This is a genomic window from Leifsonia sp. fls2-241-R2A-40a (assembly GCF_030209575.1).
Taxonomy (GTDB): domain Bacteria; phylum Actinomycetota; class Actinomycetes; order Actinomycetales; family Microbacteriaceae; genus Leifsonia.
This window is the reverse complement of sequence record NZ_JARVRS010000001.1, coordinates 881,260-894,923: the sequence shown is the minus strand read 5'-3', so window position 1 is coordinate 894,923 and position 13,664 is coordinate 881,260. Positions and strand designations below refer to the sequence as shown.

Annotated in this window: 18 protein-coding genes; 10 read left to right on the top strand and 8 right to left on the bottom strand. The window is 69.2% G+C overall.

Annotation, left to right across the window (positions count from 1 at the left end; all coding sequences use genetic code 11):
- Positions 1 to 14 precede the first annotated feature (14 nt).
- The 6 genes from QRN40_RS04410 to QRN40_RS04385 all read left to right on the top strand — a co-directional run bounded on the left by QRN40_RS04410 (position 15) and on the right by QRN40_RS04385 (position 4,790).
- A complete protein-coding gene (locus tag QRN40_RS04410; protein WP_285114278.1) occupies positions 15 to 1,253 on the top strand; it encodes an MFS transporter in 1,239 nt (412 codons plus the stop codon).
- A complete protein-coding gene (locus QRN40_RS04405) occupies positions 1,254 to 1,733 on the top strand; it encodes a winged helix-turn-helix transcriptional regulator (protein ID WP_285114277.1) in 480 nt (159 codons plus the stop codon). It begins immediately after the preceding gene.
- A 153-nt stretch (positions 1,734 to 1,886) separates the two neighbouring features.
- Positions 1,887 to 3,335: a dihydrolipoyl dehydrogenase family protein gene (locus tag QRN40_RS04400; RefSeq protein ID WP_285114276.1), complete on the top strand. Its 1,449-nt coding sequence runs from the start codon at positions 1,887 to 1,889 to the stop codon at positions 3,333 to 3,335.
- 8 nt (positions 3,336 to 3,343) lie between these two features.
- Positions 3,344 to 3,781, top strand: coding sequence for a VOC family protein (locus tag QRN40_RS04395; RefSeq protein WP_350224752.1), 438 nt, complete (start codon positions 3,344 to 3,346; stop codon positions 3,779 to 3,781).
- A complete protein-coding gene (locus tag QRN40_RS04390; protein ID WP_285114274.1) occupies positions 3,778 to 3,981 on the top strand; it encodes a hypothetical protein in 204 nt (67 codons plus the stop codon). The genes QRN40_RS04395 and QRN40_RS04390 overlap by 4 nt, the downstream gene beginning before the upstream one ends.
- A complete protein-coding gene (locus tag QRN40_RS04385) occupies positions 3,978 to 4,790 on the top strand; it encodes an MBL fold metallo-hydrolase (protein ID WP_285114273.1) in 813 nt (270 codons plus the stop codon). Before QRN40_RS04390 ends, QRN40_RS04385 begins: the two co-directional genes overlap by 4 nt.
- 12 nt (positions 4,791 to 4,802) lie before the next feature.
- On the opposite strand, the gene QRN40_RS04380 is transcribed toward QRN40_RS04385, so the two are convergent.
- Positions 4,803 to 5,681, bottom strand: a complete 879-nt coding sequence (locus tag QRN40_RS04380) for an SDR family oxidoreductase (protein ID WP_285114272.1) — start codon at positions 5,679 to 5,681, stop codon at positions 4,803 to 4,805.
- Positions 5,682 to 5,686: 5 nt separating this feature from the next.
- Complete coding sequence (locus QRN40_RS04375) at positions 5,687 to 6,109, bottom strand: nuclear transport factor 2 family protein (RefSeq protein WP_285114271.1); 423 nt, start codon at positions 6,107 to 6,109, stop codon at positions 5,687 to 5,689.
- A 58-nt stretch (positions 6,110 to 6,167) separates the two neighbouring features.
- Between QRN40_RS04375 and QRN40_RS04370 the strand changes: the two genes are divergently transcribed.
- The gene (locus QRN40_RS04370; RefSeq protein ID WP_285114270.1) at positions 6,168 to 6,803 is read left to right on the top strand and encodes a TetR/AcrR family transcriptional regulator; all 636 of its coding nucleotides are present in this window, start codon (positions 6,168 to 6,170) and stop codon (positions 6,801 to 6,803) included.
- On the opposite strand, the gene QRN40_RS04365 is transcribed toward QRN40_RS04370, so the two are convergent.
- Positions 6,779 to 8,047, bottom strand: a complete 1,269-nt coding sequence (locus QRN40_RS04365) for a multidrug effflux MFS transporter (RefSeq protein WP_285114269.1) — start codon at positions 8,045 to 8,047, stop codon at positions 6,779 to 6,781. The genes QRN40_RS04370 and QRN40_RS04365 overlap by 25 nt on opposite strands.
- 70 nt (positions 8,048 to 8,117) lie before the next feature.
- Positions 8,118 to 9,050, bottom strand: coding sequence for an alpha/beta hydrolase (locus tag QRN40_RS04360; protein ID WP_285114268.1), 933 nt, complete (start codon positions 9,048 to 9,050; stop codon positions 8,118 to 8,120).
- 54 nt (positions 9,051 to 9,104) lie between these two features.
- Here QRN40_RS04360 and QRN40_RS04355 point away from each other — a divergent pair, with 54 nt between their 5' ends.
- Positions 9,105 to 9,569: a MarR family winged helix-turn-helix transcriptional regulator gene (locus tag QRN40_RS04355; RefSeq protein ID WP_285114267.1), complete on the top strand. Its 465-nt coding sequence runs from the start codon at positions 9,105 to 9,107 to the stop codon at positions 9,567 to 9,569.
- 19 nt (positions 9,570 to 9,588) lie between these two features.
- Here the strand turns inward: QRN40_RS04355 and QRN40_RS04350 are convergent, their stop codons facing one another.
- Complete coding sequence (locus QRN40_RS04350) at positions 9,589 to 10,251, bottom strand: TetR/AcrR family transcriptional regulator (protein ID WP_285114266.1); 663 nt, start codon at positions 10,249 to 10,251, stop codon at positions 9,589 to 9,591.
- Positions 10,252 to 10,319: 68 nt separating this feature from the next.
- On the opposite strand from QRN40_RS04350, the gene QRN40_RS04345 reads away from it, so the two are divergent.
- Together QRN40_RS04345 and QRN40_RS04340 are read left to right on the top strand one after the other, a co-directional pair.
- Positions 10,320 to 11,219 (top strand): SDR family NAD(P)-dependent oxidoreductase, encoded by a 900-nt coding sequence (locus QRN40_RS04345; RefSeq protein WP_285114265.1) that lies wholly within the window; start codon positions 10,320 to 10,322, stop codon positions 11,217 to 11,219.
- A 118-nt stretch (positions 11,220 to 11,337) separates the two neighbouring features.
- Complete coding sequence (locus tag QRN40_RS04340; protein ID WP_285114264.1) at positions 11,338 to 11,727, top strand: DUF6855 family protein; 390 nt, start codon at positions 11,338 to 11,340, stop codon at positions 11,725 to 11,727.
- 51 nt (positions 11,728 to 11,778) lie between these two features.
- Here QRN40_RS04340 and QRN40_RS04335 read toward each other — a convergent pair whose 3' ends face one another.
- Genes QRN40_RS04335 through QRN40_RS04325 form a run of 3 tightly spaced genes read right to left on the bottom strand, consistent with a single transcriptional unit; the run spans position 11,779 to position 13,551 of the window.
- Positions 11,779 to 12,156, bottom strand: coding sequence for a Rid family detoxifying hydrolase (locus QRN40_RS04335; protein WP_285114263.1), 378 nt, complete (start codon positions 12,154 to 12,156; stop codon positions 11,779 to 11,781).
- A complete protein-coding gene (locus QRN40_RS04330) occupies positions 12,153 to 12,491 on the bottom strand; it encodes an antibiotic biosynthesis monooxygenase family protein (protein ID WP_285114262.1) in 339 nt (112 codons plus the stop codon). Before QRN40_RS04330 ends, QRN40_RS04335 begins: the two co-directional genes overlap by 4 nt.
- A 25-nt stretch (positions 12,492 to 12,516) precedes the next feature.
- Positions 12,517 to 13,551, bottom strand: a complete 1,035-nt coding sequence (locus tag QRN40_RS04325; protein WP_285114261.1) for a LacI family DNA-binding transcriptional regulator — start codon at positions 13,549 to 13,551, stop codon at positions 12,517 to 12,519.
- Between the last annotated feature and the right edge of the window lie 113 nt (positions 13,552 to 13,664).

Sequence of the window (13,664 nt, the reverse complement as noted above, 5' to 3'; positions counted from 1 at the left end):
TGTGAGGACGAATCATGACACTCGATACCGGCGCACTATCGCTTCCGGTGCGCAAGGCCGAAGCGCTGACCCTCCCGGCCCGAGCCCGGTTCTGGACCGCGGCAGCCGTCGCAGGCGTCGCGCTGTGGACCAGCGCCGCCCCGACGACCAGCTACCCCCTCTACGCCAGCACCTGGCATCTCACCTCCGCGGTGACGACCGGCATATTCGCGATCTATCCGATCGTTCTGGTGGTGTTCCTGCTGGTCTTCGGACAGGTCTCCGACTTCATCGGCCGACGGAACGCCATGCTCTTCGGCGTCGGCGCCCTTTTCGTCGGCGTGCTGCTGTTCGCGATCGCGCCGTCGGTGGGCTGGGTATTCGCCGGACGGGCCTTCATGGGCGCAGGCGTGGGACTCGCCCTGGCGCCCGCGACTGCCGCTGCCGTCGAATTCAGCCGAGCGGGCTTCGAAAACCGCGCTTCCTCGACCGTCACCGCTGCTACGGCCGCTGGTCTCTCGCTCGCAACGATCGTCGGCGGCGCGCTCATCCAGTACGCACCTCTACCGCTCCATCTCGACTTCTGGGTGCTGCTCGCGGTGGTCGCTGCGGTACTGGGACTGGTCTACTTCCTGCCGCGAGACTCGGCCAGGGCGTCCGAGGAGAAATGGCGACCCCGCCCCATCAGAATTCCCGCCGGCATCCGGCTGCTCTATGCGGCGGCCGCGGCGGCCGTCACCGCTGCCTACGCCTTCGGCTCGGTCTTCCTCGCTCTGGGAGCCGATGTCGCAAAGGACCTGATCGGTTCGCGGAATGTGCTGGTCACCGGTTCGGTGCTCGCCATCATGTCCGTGATGATCGGCGTCACCGCCGTGCTGGCTCGTCGCATCCCACCTGGTCGGCTGGTCGTCACGGGAGCGGCGGTCACGCTGGCCGACCTGGTACTGCTCGTGCTGTCGGCACAGTCGCACTCGCTGCCCTTGTTCATGGTCACCACCGTGTTCAGCGGCGCGGGATACGGCCTCCTGTTCTCCGGAGGTCTCGCCCTGATCGCCACCCACGCGCCTGCCCTCCATCGTGGCGGAACGATCTCAGCGGTGTACCTCGTCGCCTACGTCTTCCAGGGAGCGATCGCCTTCGGCCTGGGCGCCGTCGCCACAGCGGCAGGCCTCGGCACTGCGCTCTTCACCGGCGCGATAGCGATCGGTGCCCTCGCGGTGGGGGCGCTCGTGCTGGCCACCACCGTCAAGCGCACAACCACGCAGGAGAGCTGAATGCCGTCGAAGTCACGACCCGAGCCCAACTGCTCGATCGCCCGCACTCTCGAGCTGGTCGGAGACCGCTGGTCGTTCCTGATCCTGAGGGAAGCGCACAACGGGATCACCCGCTTCGCCGACTTCCGCGACCTGCTGGGAATCGCGCCGAATATCCTGACGGCCCGTCTGGCTTCCCTGGTGGAGGCGGAGATCCTGGTCAAGCGCGAGTATCGAGAGGATGGTGCGCGCTCTCGCACCTCTTATCACCTCACGCAGAGGGGGGCGGATCTCAAGCTCGTCCTGGGGGCGCTGCAACAGTGGGGCGACATCCACGCTCCGCGCGATGACGGCCCCACGGTGATCCGGAGGGATGCTGAGACCGGCGAACAGCTCGATGTCGCTTTCGTCGACCCTCGAGGACGCTCCGTCGACCCGGAGCAGGTGGCCTTCGAGCCTGTCGTGGGCGGCCCGGCGGACCGGTATTCGGCCTGGCGATGAGGAGGTCGCGGGTCCGACTCGCCTCGTCAGCAGCGGATTTGAAAAATCGGTCGACCGGTTGACCCGCTGTTCGGGCCGCTTCTGGGCTGAGCCTCGCTCCCGGCCGGGCACAGTTCTGCACCACGCATCGGATTCACGGAGACAGGGACGGGCATGGAAGAAGTCGAGTACGACGTCGTGATCATCGGCGGCGGAGCCGTCGCAGAGAACGTGGCCGAACGCGCTGTCCAGGGAGGCTTGACCGCCGTACTCATCGAGCACGAACTGGTCGGTGGGGAGTGTTCCTTCTGGGCGTGCATCCCATCCAAGGCGCTGCTCCGGCCGGCGCGGAGCCTCCGCGAGGCGCGCGCGGTCGACGGCGCCGCTCAAGCCGTTTCCGGGCAGGTGGATGTCGAGGCTGTTCTGCGCCGCCGCGACCGCCTGGTCTACGACTGGTCAGACCAGAGTCAGGTCGATTGGGTGGACGGGGCCGGCATCTCCCTGATCCGGGGGCACGGCCGCCTCGCCGGCGCGAAGCGCGTCATCGTCGCCGCTGCCGACGGATCGGAGACGCAGCTGTACGCGCGCCACGCCGTGGTCATCTCGACCGGCTCCGACCCCGTCGTCCCGGACATCCCCGGGCTGCGCGCCAGCGAGCCGTGGACCAGCCGTGACGCCACCAGCGTCGAGCATGTTCCCGACAGCCTGGTCATCCTCGGCGGCGGTGTCGTCGGAACCGAGATGGCGACCGCCTACGCGGGATTGGGCTGCGCAGTGACCCTGATCGCGCGAGGCGATGTGCTGAGCGGCATGGAGCCGTTCGCGGGCGAACTGGTGTCCGACTCGCTGCGGAGCATGGGGGTGGACGTGCATCGGAACAGCGGAATCGCCCGGGTCTCCCGCACCGAGGAGGGCGTCCTGGTCGAGACCGACGCCGGTGAGTCGCTCAACGCGGACCAGATCCTGGTCGCCACCGGCCGCCGTCCGCGCACCGACGCGATCGGACTCGAGACGGTCGGCCTCGAGCCGGGGGACTGGCTGCCCACCGACGACACCATGCGACTGCCCGGCTTCGACTGGCTCTACGCGGTCGGCGACGTCACACACCGCGCACTCCTTACACATCAGGGCAAGTACCAGGCGCGGATCGCGGGCGACGTCATCGCGGCCCGAGCTGAGGGGGACGATGTCGACGACCAGCCGTGGGGTGCGCACGCAGCGACGGCTGATCGGGAAGCTGTGCCTCAGGTCACTTTCACGGAGCCCGAGGTGGCCTCGGTCGGGCTGACCGAAGCCGCAGCACGGAAGGCCGGCTACCGGGTCAGCGTGGCCGACTACGACATCGGCTGGGTGGCGGGCGCCGTCGTGCGCGCCGACGGCTATTCCGGCAGGGCTCGCATGGTCGTCGACGACGACCGGCGCGTGATCCTCGGCGTCACGCTCGTCGGGCCCGACGTCGGCGACATGTTGCACGCGGCCACGACCGCCATCGTCGGCGAGATCCCCATCGACCGGCTCTGGCATGCCGTTCCCTCGTACCCGACGGTCAGCGAGATCTGGCTGCGGTTGCTCGAAACCTACCGGCTCGATCAACGCAAGAAATCCCAACGGAAGGCGGAATGAGAATGTACATGAAACTGGAAGTCGTGGTCCTCCCCGTCACGGACGTGGACCGCGCCAAAGCGTTCTATCAGTCCCTCGGCTGGCGCGAGGACGCGGACTTCACCGTCGACGAGGGATACCGGGTCGTTCAGTTCACGCCGCCCGAGTCCGAAGCGTCGATCATCTTCGGCACCGGGGTCACGAACGCCGCCCCGGGCTCCGCACAAGGGCTGCAGCTGACGGTCTACGACATCGAAGAGGCCCGCGACGCGCTCCTCGCCGCTGGTGTCGGAGTTTCGGAACTCTTCCACGATGAGACCGGCATCTTCCATCACGCGGGCACCGCAGCGCGCATCTCGGGGCCCCACCCCGAGCGCGCCGACTACTCGACGTTCGCCTCCTTCGAGGACCCCGACGGCAACGGCTGGATCCTGCAGGAGATCAAGAAGCGGCTGCCGGGACGATGACCGCCGCAACGAATGAGCCGGAGGCCGTCGACACGATCGCCGTCATCCTGGATCACCTGCGTCAGGCAGCGGACGCTCACGGGATCCATGAGAAGGAGGACCTGGGCGGCGTCTACGACGAGCAGTGGCCGGAATGGTACGCGCAGCACATGGCAGAGACGCTTCGCGCGGCGGGATACCGGTTGGAGAGAGCTCAGTGACGGAGATCGGCGCCCAGAGGAGGCCCTTCGGCGTCGGTGTGATCGGTGGACCGACTGCAGTCATCGACGTCCACGGCCTCCGGATCGTCGTGGACCCGACCTTCGACCCTCCGACAGACTACGGGTACTTGCGCAAGACCGCCGGGCCCGCGACGACAGCGGCAGCACTTGGACCGGTCGACCTGGTGCTCGTCAGCCACTCGCAGCATCCCGACAACCTCGACACCGGCGGACGGGAGTTCGCCGTCTCGTCGCCGTTGGTGCTCACTACCCCGAGCAGTGCGCTCGACCTCGGACCGCGGGCGCGGGGGCTCGTCCCCTGGGAGCGCTTCTACCACCACCCGTCGGGGGTGCGGATCACGGCCACGCCGGCTCTCCATGGGCCGGCTGACGGCCTGATGCCGGAGGGTTACGTCAACTGCGAGGTGAGCGGCTTCGTGATCGAGGCGCGCGACTCGCCCACCGTCTACGTGGGAGGCGACAACGCTTCCCTGAAGGCCGTCGCCGACATCGGCCGAAGGTTTCCCCGCATCGACGTCGCCCTGCTGAACGCCGGCGGGGCGCACGTACCCACGAAATTCGACGACCGGCCCCTGACGTTCACGGCCGACCGGGCAGCCGCCGCTGCCGAGATCCTCGCTGCACCGTCCGTCGTCGTGGCGCACCAGGACGGGTGGGCGCACTTCGCTGACGGCCCCGCGGATACGGCCCGTGCGTTTCGTGAGGCCGGTATCGAGGGTGTGCTCTCGACTGCTCCACTCGGCTCCTGGAGCGTGGACGAACCGGCGAGCATCCTCTCTCAGGTCTGAGGGAGCGCCTTCTCACCCACGCTCTCCCGCGATCTGCTCCAAGAGGCTGGTGTCCCGGGCCGCCGATCCGACGTGGACGCGAGCCGGATCCGCGTCGTCGTCGGCGGCGGCTGTACGGCCTCTGTCCATTTCCAGCGCCGCGCGGTTCTGGCGCGCGAAGGCGGGATTCACGGGCGCGGCCGCGACGGCGAGGGTCCGGAGGAGCCCTCGAGGGATGTGGCGCAGCGAGCCGTGCCAGCCGCGTGCCTCCTGCAGCGCTCGCGCGAGCTGATTCATGCTGACGGCTTCCCCTGTCACGTCGAGGATGCGCCCGCGTAGGCGTGCATCCAGTGCAGCCCGGACCGTGATGTCGGCGACCTCGGCGGCGGACACGAATGGAATCGGCTGGTCGCCACGACCGAATACGAGAGGGCGACCCGTGGATCGCGCGGTCTCCGTCAGGATCCCGAGCCACGTATCGACGTGGGCGGGCGCTCGCACGATCGTCCAGGGGACGGCGCTCGCTCGCAGGTACTGCTCGGCGGCGTACTTGGCGCGGAAGAGATCGAGCGGATGGTCCGGTGCCGCGCCGCTCACGGACATGAGCACGAACTGCGCGCCGGTCGCGGCGGTGGCGTCGATGAGGTTGAGGTTTCCCCGCTCGTCGACCTCGGCGGGGCCCGCGCCGCGGCCGCCGAGGAATCCGTGCACGCACGAGATGACGATCTCGGCACCCGCGACCGCGGCAGCCAGCCCCTGCCGACGGCGCACATCGGCGCCGACCACCTCGACCGTGGACCCGAGTGCCGCCCGGGCGCGACCGACGTCTCTCACGAGGACGACGACGCGTTCCTCCTGGGAGAGGAGCCCCGCGACGATCAGTCCTCCGAGTCGGCCGCTGCCTCCGGCCACGACGATCACCCTGCGCCCCCCGCGTGCACTTGAGCGGACACCGCCTGGTCGACCGTCGATTGCTCGGCATCGACCGGCTCGAGATAGAAGCGAGCCGAGGTCGCTCGATCGTCCACCACGGTGAACACGATCACGCCGCGCATGTGATGGGCGGTGCCGTCGAGGCGTGTGCCGCTCATCTCCCACTCGGACCAGACGACGTCGCCGTCGACCGTCTCGCGGAGGATGGTCGCTTCGACGTCCGGGACGAACGTGAAGATCTGGCTCCAATTGCTGCGGATCTGTGCGGTTCCCACGAAGTCGCGGCCGGGATGCGCGGGTGCCTCGTTCCGATATCCCGGCGCGAAGCAGTCGGTGAGGGCTTCGAGGTCGTGGCCGTTCGTCGCATCCCGGAGGCGGTGGAGGAACGGGCTTGATTCTCTGGACATTGCTGCCTCGATTTCGTTACAGTCATCTGTAACTATTTATTCGAGTATGGAGCGCGGGATGGCCGGCGTCAAGCGGCAATACGACGGGGAGGCCCGGCGAGCCCGAGCGGAGCAGGTGCGGACGCGCATCGTCGGGGAGGCCCGGGAGGTCCTGCTGCGTGACGGCTATGCCGGTCTTACGATCCCCGGGGTGGCTCGGGCATGCGGCGTCTCGGCGGAATCGGTGTACAAGCGGTTCGCCGGCCGTGCCGCGCTCACCCGCGCGGTCGTCGAGGAGTCCCTGCGCGGAATCGGCCCGGTGGCAGCCGAGAGCCGCTCGGACGCGCTTCCGGCCGGCGACCTGAAGGCGCTGGCCGACGGGTGGGGACGGCTCACGGCCGAGGTCGCGCCCCGCGTGGCACCGATCCTCTTACTGCTGGACGCGGCTGCCGTCCATGATTCCGAACTCGCGGAACTCGCTCGGGGGCTCGCCGACGACCGGCGGACCCGGATGAGACAGAACGCTGGCCGTCTTGCGGAGGCGGGGCATCTGCCGGAGGGGCTGTCCATCGAGCACGCGACGGACGTCCTGCTCACCTACAGTTCTCCGCAGCTGTACGAGATGCTGGTCACCCGCGGCGAGTGGGCGCTGGACGAGTACGCCGGCTTCGTCAGTGCCGGCATCTCGGCTCAGTTCTCGACAGCACAGCGGTGAGCGGCGACCGGCACTGACCGGACGGACGCCCGTGTCCGGCGCGTGAGGAAGAGCAGGAGGACCAGAGCCGCGAGCGCGATCGAGACGGTGGTCACCAGGCCGAGCGGAAGGATCGTGAGCGAGCCGGCCACCCCGACGATCGGCGCGGCGACACCGCCGAATGCGAAGCGCGCGGCCCCGAGGACCGAGGACGCGGTGCCGGCGATCTGCGGATAGTCCTCGAGCGCCAGCGTGGTCGACGGCGGGCTGGTGATCGCGGTGCCCGCCGCAAGCAGCAGCAGGGACACCATGACCACGACGAGCGGGACGTGCCAGAGCCCGGCGGCGAGCAGCCCGGCGGCGCCGGCGCCGGCGACCGCGAGCCCGACCACGAGCGTGCCCGTCACGCTCCAGCGCTCGCTGGAACGACCGGCCAGGTAGCCGAACACCATGAATCCGGCCGAGTTCAGCCCGAACGCGAGTGCGTATCCCTGCGGCGAGAGCCCGTAGACGCCCTGCAGCACATACGTCGCCCCGCTGAGGTAGGCGAACAGGGCGGCGTAGACGAACCCCAGCGCGACGACGGCGCCGACGAAGCGACGGTCGGAGAGCAGCAGTCGCAGGTCCCGGCCGATGACGGCGAAGCCCGCGGCGGTCCGCGCGGTCGGCGCCAGCGTCTCAGGGAACGCCAGCGCGACCCAACCGAGGATGACCGCACCGATGGCGGCGAGTACCAGGAACAGGCCGCGCCAGTCCAGCACCGCGGTCAGTGCGCCTCCGAGCAGTGGACCGACGACCGCCGCGAACCCGCCGATGACGGTCAGCCTGCCGTAGAAGCGGATCAGCCGGCCGCCGTCGTAGACGTCGCGCCCTGCAGCCTGCGCGATCACGATGCCGACACCGCCGGCGATGCCCTGCACCAGCCGCGCCGCGACCAGCACCTCGACGGTCGGGCTGACGGCGCACAGCGCGGACACGATGACGTACGCAGTCACCCCGATGAGGACGGGACCGCGGCGGCCGAACCGGTCCGAGAGCGGACCGGCGACCAGCTGCCCGGCGGCCAGGCCGATGAGGCAGGCGGTCACCGTGAGCTGCGCCATCGAGGTCGCCGCGCCGAGTTCGATGGTCAGCGCCGGAAGCGCTGGGAGGTAGAGGTCCATCGAGATCGGGCCGAACACCGTGAGCACGAGCAGCAGGGTCGCCAGCGCACGGCCGGCGCGGACGGCGGGGACGTCGGGGCGGGAAGCGGAGGATGCGGTCACGACATCCAGCACACCGCGATCCGCCGGCGGGAGGGAGTCCCTGATGAAGGAGGTACCGGCAGGGCACCCTTCACGGCGCGATCGTCCCCGAGGGGGAGGGCTGCACGGGCCGCACCTTCTGGGTGAGGAAGAGGGCTGCGCGGTCGAGCGCCTCTGCCGCTTCGTCCAGGGTTCCGACGTAGGCCGGGAAGACGTGGGGCACGCCGGCCGTGATGTCGAGGATCACGTCGACACCCGCGTCGCGAGCCCGGTCGGCCAGCCGAACGGAGTCGTCGAGGAGGAGTTCGTCCGTCCCGACCTGGAGGAGGATCGGCGGCATCCCGTGCAGGTCGGCGTGGACCGCCGGGGCCAGCAATGGCTGGGCGGGGTTCTGGCCCCCGAGGTACAGCTCGCCGGTGCGGCGCATCCCGTCGGCGGTGAAGAAGGGGTCGACGCCGTCCTTGGTGGACATGCTGCTCCCGGACCGGGTGTGGTCCAGGCCCGGGGAGAATGCGACGATCGCGGCGGGCAGCGGCAGGCCGGCATCTCGCGCAGCCAGGCTCGTGGTCACCGACAGGCCGCCGCCTGCGGAGTCGCCGACGAAGGCGATGGTGCTCGACGGCGTGCCCGACGCGAGGAGTTCACGGTAGGCGGCCACCCCGTCCTCGATCGCCGCCGGGAAGGGATGCTCCGGAGCGAGACGGTAGTCCACGGAGATCGCCGAGATGCCTGATCGCAGGACGAGTTGTGCAGTGATACTGAGGGCTGTCGTCGGCGAACCGAGCACGAATGACCCGCCGTGGAAGTAGAGCAGGGTGCCCGGCCGCGGTTCCGCTTCCCGCTCGACGCGGACCGCCGGACGGCCGCCGAGATGGGTCGGCGTCGTCCGGATTCCCGACGGGATGGGGAAGGTGCCCATGAAAGCGGCGAATCCGGAGCGGAGTCGCTCCACTGAGGCGGGCGGCTGAGGTCCCGAGGCCTCCCGCAGCTGCTCTGCCAGGTTCTTCCGCTGTTCCGCGCTCATGACGTCTCCGATCGTAGATATATGCCTCGGCATCTAGTAACTACACTATATGCCATGGCATATAGCTCCGCGAGCAACGATCTCGTCACCTTCTTCGACGACCTCGTCCGGTGCGAGACCCGGCTGTACAACGCGGTCAACGAAACACTCCGGCTGCAGCACGGGATGGCCGCCTCTCAGTTCGAGATGCTGCGCTACCTGGCCGCCCGGCCCGGCGCCCGGGTCATCGAGATCGCGGAGAACTTCGCAGCCGGGGTGGGCGCCATCAGTAAGGGAGTGGACCGCTTGGTCGACCGGGGCTGGGCGCGCCGCCATCCGAACCCCTCAGATGGGCGCTCGTCCCTGGTGAGCCTCACAGCGGAGGGGGAGCGTTTGGTCGCCGACGCCGAAGCCGCGTTCCGAGCGCAGCTCGCCGCGCTGATCCCGCTCCCGCACGATCGACTCGAGGCCGTCATGACGGCGCTCTCGGACCTCCGCGCGTCCCTGGAGGAGTCGAAGGCCGGCATCCCGGTCGGTTGACGCGATCGACACTCTCGGATCAGCCGAGCTCGCGGGCTCCGATGCCGGCGAGAGTCGTGGCCACGATTTCGCGCAAGGCCGTCTGGAAGTCGACGCGCAACGGCTGGAATTCCGGATGGGCTTCGTACGCTGCGCGCATCCCCTCGCTGGGTTGCGACGCCGCCCACAGCCCACCGATGCTCAGGATCACCGTGCTCACGAAAACCAGGCCCGCGGGCGATTCGAGCCCATCGAATCCGGCGATCCGAGCGAGGCGGTCACCCGTCTCGAGGGAGGAGCGCTTGTAATCGGCGGCGACGTCGCCCGAGACATTGCGCTCCAGGACGCCGGATGCGCTTGCGGTGAGGTCGCAGAACACCGGGCACGCGGCCGCGGCGGCGGCGATGCACGCCGGCAGCGACGGGTCACCGGAGTCGGCCAGTCGGGCGTCGATATCGTCGAGCCAGCGTTGCGTCTCCCTGTCGAGCAGCTGAAGCAGCACGGCCTCACGCGATGGGAAGTAACGCAGCACGTTGGACTTCGCCAGGCCGACTCGTCGGGAGAGCTCGTTCAGGGTGATGTCCGCGACGCGCATCTCCGACAGCATCTCGTCGGCGGCGCTCAGGATGGCGGCTGCGCGCACTGCGCGCTGCTCATCGCTTCGCGCGCGGGAGAACCCCGTCGACATCGCCTCGCCCTTCATTTATAGACCACCGGTCTGTTACTCTCGGTTAAAGAGACCGCTGGTCTATTATCCCGCAAGGAGAGCACATGTACATCGTTCCTGATCAAAGCGGCCGTCGCGTCGTCGTCACCGGCTCCAACAGCGGGACCGGCCGGGAGGCGGCGGAGCGACTCGCCGGCGCGGGAGCCGAGGTGGTCCTGGCGGTCCGCAGCGTGGAGAAGGGCGAGGCCGCCCGGGCGGACATGATCAGCCGTCACCCGTCCGCGCAGATCGAGGTCAGGGCGCTCGACCTCGCCGACCTCGCGAGTGTGCGCCGATTCGCCGGCGGGATCGACCGCGTAGACACGCTGGTGAACAATGCGGGCGTGATGGTGCCGCCCACGCGGATGACCACCGCGGACGGCTTCGAGCTCCAGTTCGGGACGAACTTCCTCGGCCCCTTCGCCTTGACCCTGCTGCTGTTGCCGACCCTGCTGCGGTCGGAGAAGCCCCGAGTCGCGACCATGTCCAGCGGGACCGCCAATTTCGGACGCATCCGCCTCGACGACCCGCAGTGGCAGACGGGCTACAGCGCCAGCAGGGCGTACGCGCAGTCCAAGCTCGCGGATCTCCTCTTCGCGACGAGCCTGGCGCAGATCTCCGATGAGCGCGGGTGGGCGTTGAGGAGCACTGCGGCGCATCCCGGCTACACCCGCACGAATCTGCAGACCGCGGGACGCAACCTCGACGGCGGCAACCGCGCCCCGGTCGAGCGGACGCTGCTCCCCTCGCAGGGCGTCGAACAGGGAGCCGAGCCGCTGCTCTTCGCCGCAGCCGACGACGCGGCGGAGCAGGGGGCGTACTACGGCCCCTCCCGGTGGGCGTTGACGGGTCCCACGAAGCGCATCGCCCGGCTCCCCCGGAGTGCGCGGCGGGACGGGGTTCGAGAGCCCCTGTGGCAACTCGCCGAGCGACTGACCGACACCCGCCTGCCCGAGACCGCCTGAGCTGGTGAGCGGGCGGGCAACAGCGGCCCGCAGAAACTCGAGAGGGCAGTCAGCAACGGGCGGACGGATGCGATGCTTGGCTACGACAAAGACGTTGGGCGGGGAGAAGGGCGCGAGGATGGCCGAAGGAACGCAAGAGGACCCCTGGCAGCTCACCACCGCCCCCGGGTCCTCGCACTACCTGATGTACATCGACGGCGATGAGCTCGTCTGCCAGGTCGGCTCCACGCAGCTGAAATACCAGGCGCGTGCGATCGACGATCTGCACGCGTGGCTGGTCGAGCAGGGCGACTGGGTCCCGCTCGGGGCCGCGGATGAACAGAAGCCCGCCGCCGAAGGGACTGTCGAGGCGTGGGGCCGGTCCGAGTCCAACCCGGTGGGCGGCTGGTACGGGCTCCGAAAAGGCTACCGAGGCCGGTTCGGGATGTATCTGCCGCCCCTGCTCGAGGAGCTCGGCCGGGCGGAACTCACCCACACCCCGCGCAACAACGCCGTCCGCGCTCTCTGACGCGCGTGCGTCGTGCCATCCCGGTTCGTAGGCCTGCAGGGCGTTCGAGGGCTACGCGACGAGCTCTATCTCAACGCGGGCGCCCAGGGGGAGGCCGGCGACGGCCACGGTGGTGCGAGCCGGGTAGGGCGCGGTGAAGACGGTCTCGTAGACCTCGTTCATCGCGGCGAAATCGATCATGTCGATCAGGTAGACGTTCACCTTGACGACGTCGTCGAGGGTTCGGCCGGCCGCGGCGAGCACGGACGTCAGGTTCGCGAAGACTTGCACGGTCTGGGCGGCGATGTCGCCGCCCACCAGGCGACCGGTGGACGGGTCGATCGGCGTCTGGCCGGAGAGGAACAGTGCGCCGTTCGGCGCGCTCGCCGCATGCGAGTACGGCCCGACGGGCTCGGGGGCGTTCGGATCTGCGAAGGTGCGCCGGGTCATGCGAGACCAGAGTTCGCGGCGGGCACGTGTTCGAGGGCCAGGCCCGGCTGTCCGTAGGTGCTGATCACTTCCGAGATCACGATGCGGTAGGCGCCGATCCAGCGGTCGTGGAGGCGCTTCGCCTCACGGTGAGTGTCCATCCCGATCAGCTGATGCAGTGCTTCGCGGCTCTCCCAGTAGTAGACCTCCGAGGACAAGCCCGTCTCTTCGTTGGTCCACGCCTCTTCGCCCAGGAAGCCGGGGATCGCTCGCGCACGCTCCGCGATCTCGTCGTTCAGTCGGTGGAAGTCGTCGTCGTAGGGCTTGGCCTCGAAGATGAAGGTGGACACGAACATGCGCACTCCTCTTGTCCCGACGATGCTAATCGCGGTGCCGGCGGTCCGCGACCGATTCGCGAGCGATGAAACGGGTGGGCAACGAAGGGGCGTGTTCCTCGTCACCGTCGTCGATCTCCACCAGAAGCCGGTGCACGCCCGCCTCGCCCAGCTCCCGGAGGGGACTCTTGATCGTGCTCAGGGCGGGGGTGGGGAGGTCGGCTCCGAAGATGTCGTCGAAGCCGATGATGCTGAGCTGGCCGGGGACCTCGACACCGCCCTCACGTGCTGCGCGGAGCAGGCCCAGCGCCACGAGATCGTTGTAGGCGATCACGGCGCTCACGTCGGCAGCGAGCACGCGCGGTAAGGCTTCCGCGCCGCCCTCGCGTGTCGGCGACGTCGAGGCGATCTCGACGATCGACATACCGCGCTCGACGGCGTAGGTGAACAGCGTGCGCCACCGGACTCCGTTCATCCACGAGGCGTCCGGGCCGGAGAGGTACGCGACGCGACGGTGACCGAACTCCTGAAGCTGGTCGAGGGCGGCGCCGATCCCGGGCCGGGGATCGGGCACCACCGCGGTCACGCCCGGCACGAGCCGGTTGGCGATGATGAGCGGCTTGATGGAAGCCAGGTCGGCGATCTGCTCGTCCGCCAGGCGCGAGGCGACGAGGAAGAGCCCGTCGACCGAGGTCTGCAGCCGCCGGGCCGTTGCGAGTTCGAGCTCGGGCGACTCCTGGGACTCGGCGAAGACCAGGGTGAGGCCGTTCGCGGTGGCGACCCGTTCGGCGCCGCGGACCACGTCGAAGTAGACCGGGTTGGTGATGTCGGACACCAGCAGCGCGAGGGTGCCGGTCTTGCCGGTCGGCAGGGCGCGGGCCATCGGGTTGATGCGATACCCGAGTTGATCGGCCGCGTCGCGGATCCGGCGCTCGGTGGCTTCCTTCAGCCGCCCCGGCTTGTTCAACGCTCGCGAGACGGTCGAGGGGCTCACGCCGGTGGCCTTGGCGACGTCGTAGATGGTCGCGGGGGGCCGGCGTGTGCCTGTACGGCCCGGCGCCGTCGCCTCTGATTCGCTCACGGGCTCCCTCATCGATGGCCGTCGTTGTTCCGGCAAGCGGTTGGCACAGTCTAGCCGAACGTGGTCGCAGCGCGCAGAAGTCACGATCGATGGATGCCAACCTTCGCGTGCTG

What these genes read in the sequence shown, in the direction of transcription:
- QRN40_RS04350 (WP_285114266.1), bottom strand. Translation starts at nt 10,251, where the DNA reads ATGAAGGGCGAGGCGATGTCGACGGGGTTCTCCCGCGCGCGAAGCGAT.
- QRN40_RS04330 (WP_285114262.1), bottom strand. Translation starts at nt 12,491, where the DNA reads ATGTTCGTGTCCACCTTCATCTTCGAGGCCAAGCCCTACGACGACGAC.
- QRN40_RS04395 (WP_350224752.1), top strand. Translation starts at nt 3,344, where the DNA reads ATGAAACTGGAAGTCGTGGTCCTCCCCGTCACGGACGTGGACCGCGCC.
- QRN40_RS04390 (WP_285114274.1), top strand. Translation starts at nt 3,778, where the DNA reads ATGACCGCCGCAACGAATGAGCCGGAGGCCGTCGACACGATCGCCGTC.
- QRN40_RS04400 (WP_285114276.1), top strand. Translation starts at nt 1,887, where the DNA reads ATGGAAGAAGTCGAGTACGACGTCGTGATCATCGGCGGCGGAGCCGTC.
- QRN40_RS04335 (WP_285114263.1), bottom strand. Translation starts at nt 12,156, where the DNA reads ATGACCCGGCGCACCTTCGCAGATCCGAACGCCCCCGAGCCCGTCGGG.
- QRN40_RS04370 (WP_285114270.1), top strand. Translation starts at nt 6,168, where the DNA reads ATGGCCGGCGTCAAGCGGCAATACGACGGGGAGGCCCGGCGAGCCCGA.
- QRN40_RS04345 (WP_285114265.1), top strand. Translation starts at nt 10,320, where the DNA reads ATGTACATCGTTCCTGATCAAAGCGGCCGTCGCGTCGTCGTCACCGGC.
- QRN40_RS04355 (WP_285114267.1), top strand. Translation starts at nt 9,105, where the DNA reads ATGGCATATAGCTCCGCGAGCAACGATCTCGTCACCTTCTTCGACGAC.
- QRN40_RS04360 (WP_285114268.1), bottom strand. Translation starts at nt 9,050, where the DNA reads ATGAGCGCGGAACAGCGGAAGAACCTGGCAGAGCAGCTGCGGGAGGCC.
- QRN40_RS04405 (WP_285114277.1), top strand. Translation starts at nt 1,254, where the DNA reads ATGCCGTCGAAGTCACGACCCGAGCCCAACTGCTCGATCGCCCGCACT.
- QRN40_RS04410 (WP_285114278.1), top strand. Translation starts at nt 15, where the DNA reads ATGACACTCGATACCGGCGCACTATCGCTTCCGGTGCGCAAGGCCGAA.
- QRN40_RS04375 (WP_285114271.1), bottom strand. Translation starts at nt 6,109, where the DNA reads ATGTCCAGAGAATCAAGCCCGTTCCTCCACCGCCTCCGGGATGCGACG.
- QRN40_RS04340 (WP_285114264.1), top strand. Translation starts at nt 11,338, where the DNA reads ATGGCCGAAGGAACGCAAGAGGACCCCTGGCAGCTCACCACCGCCCCC.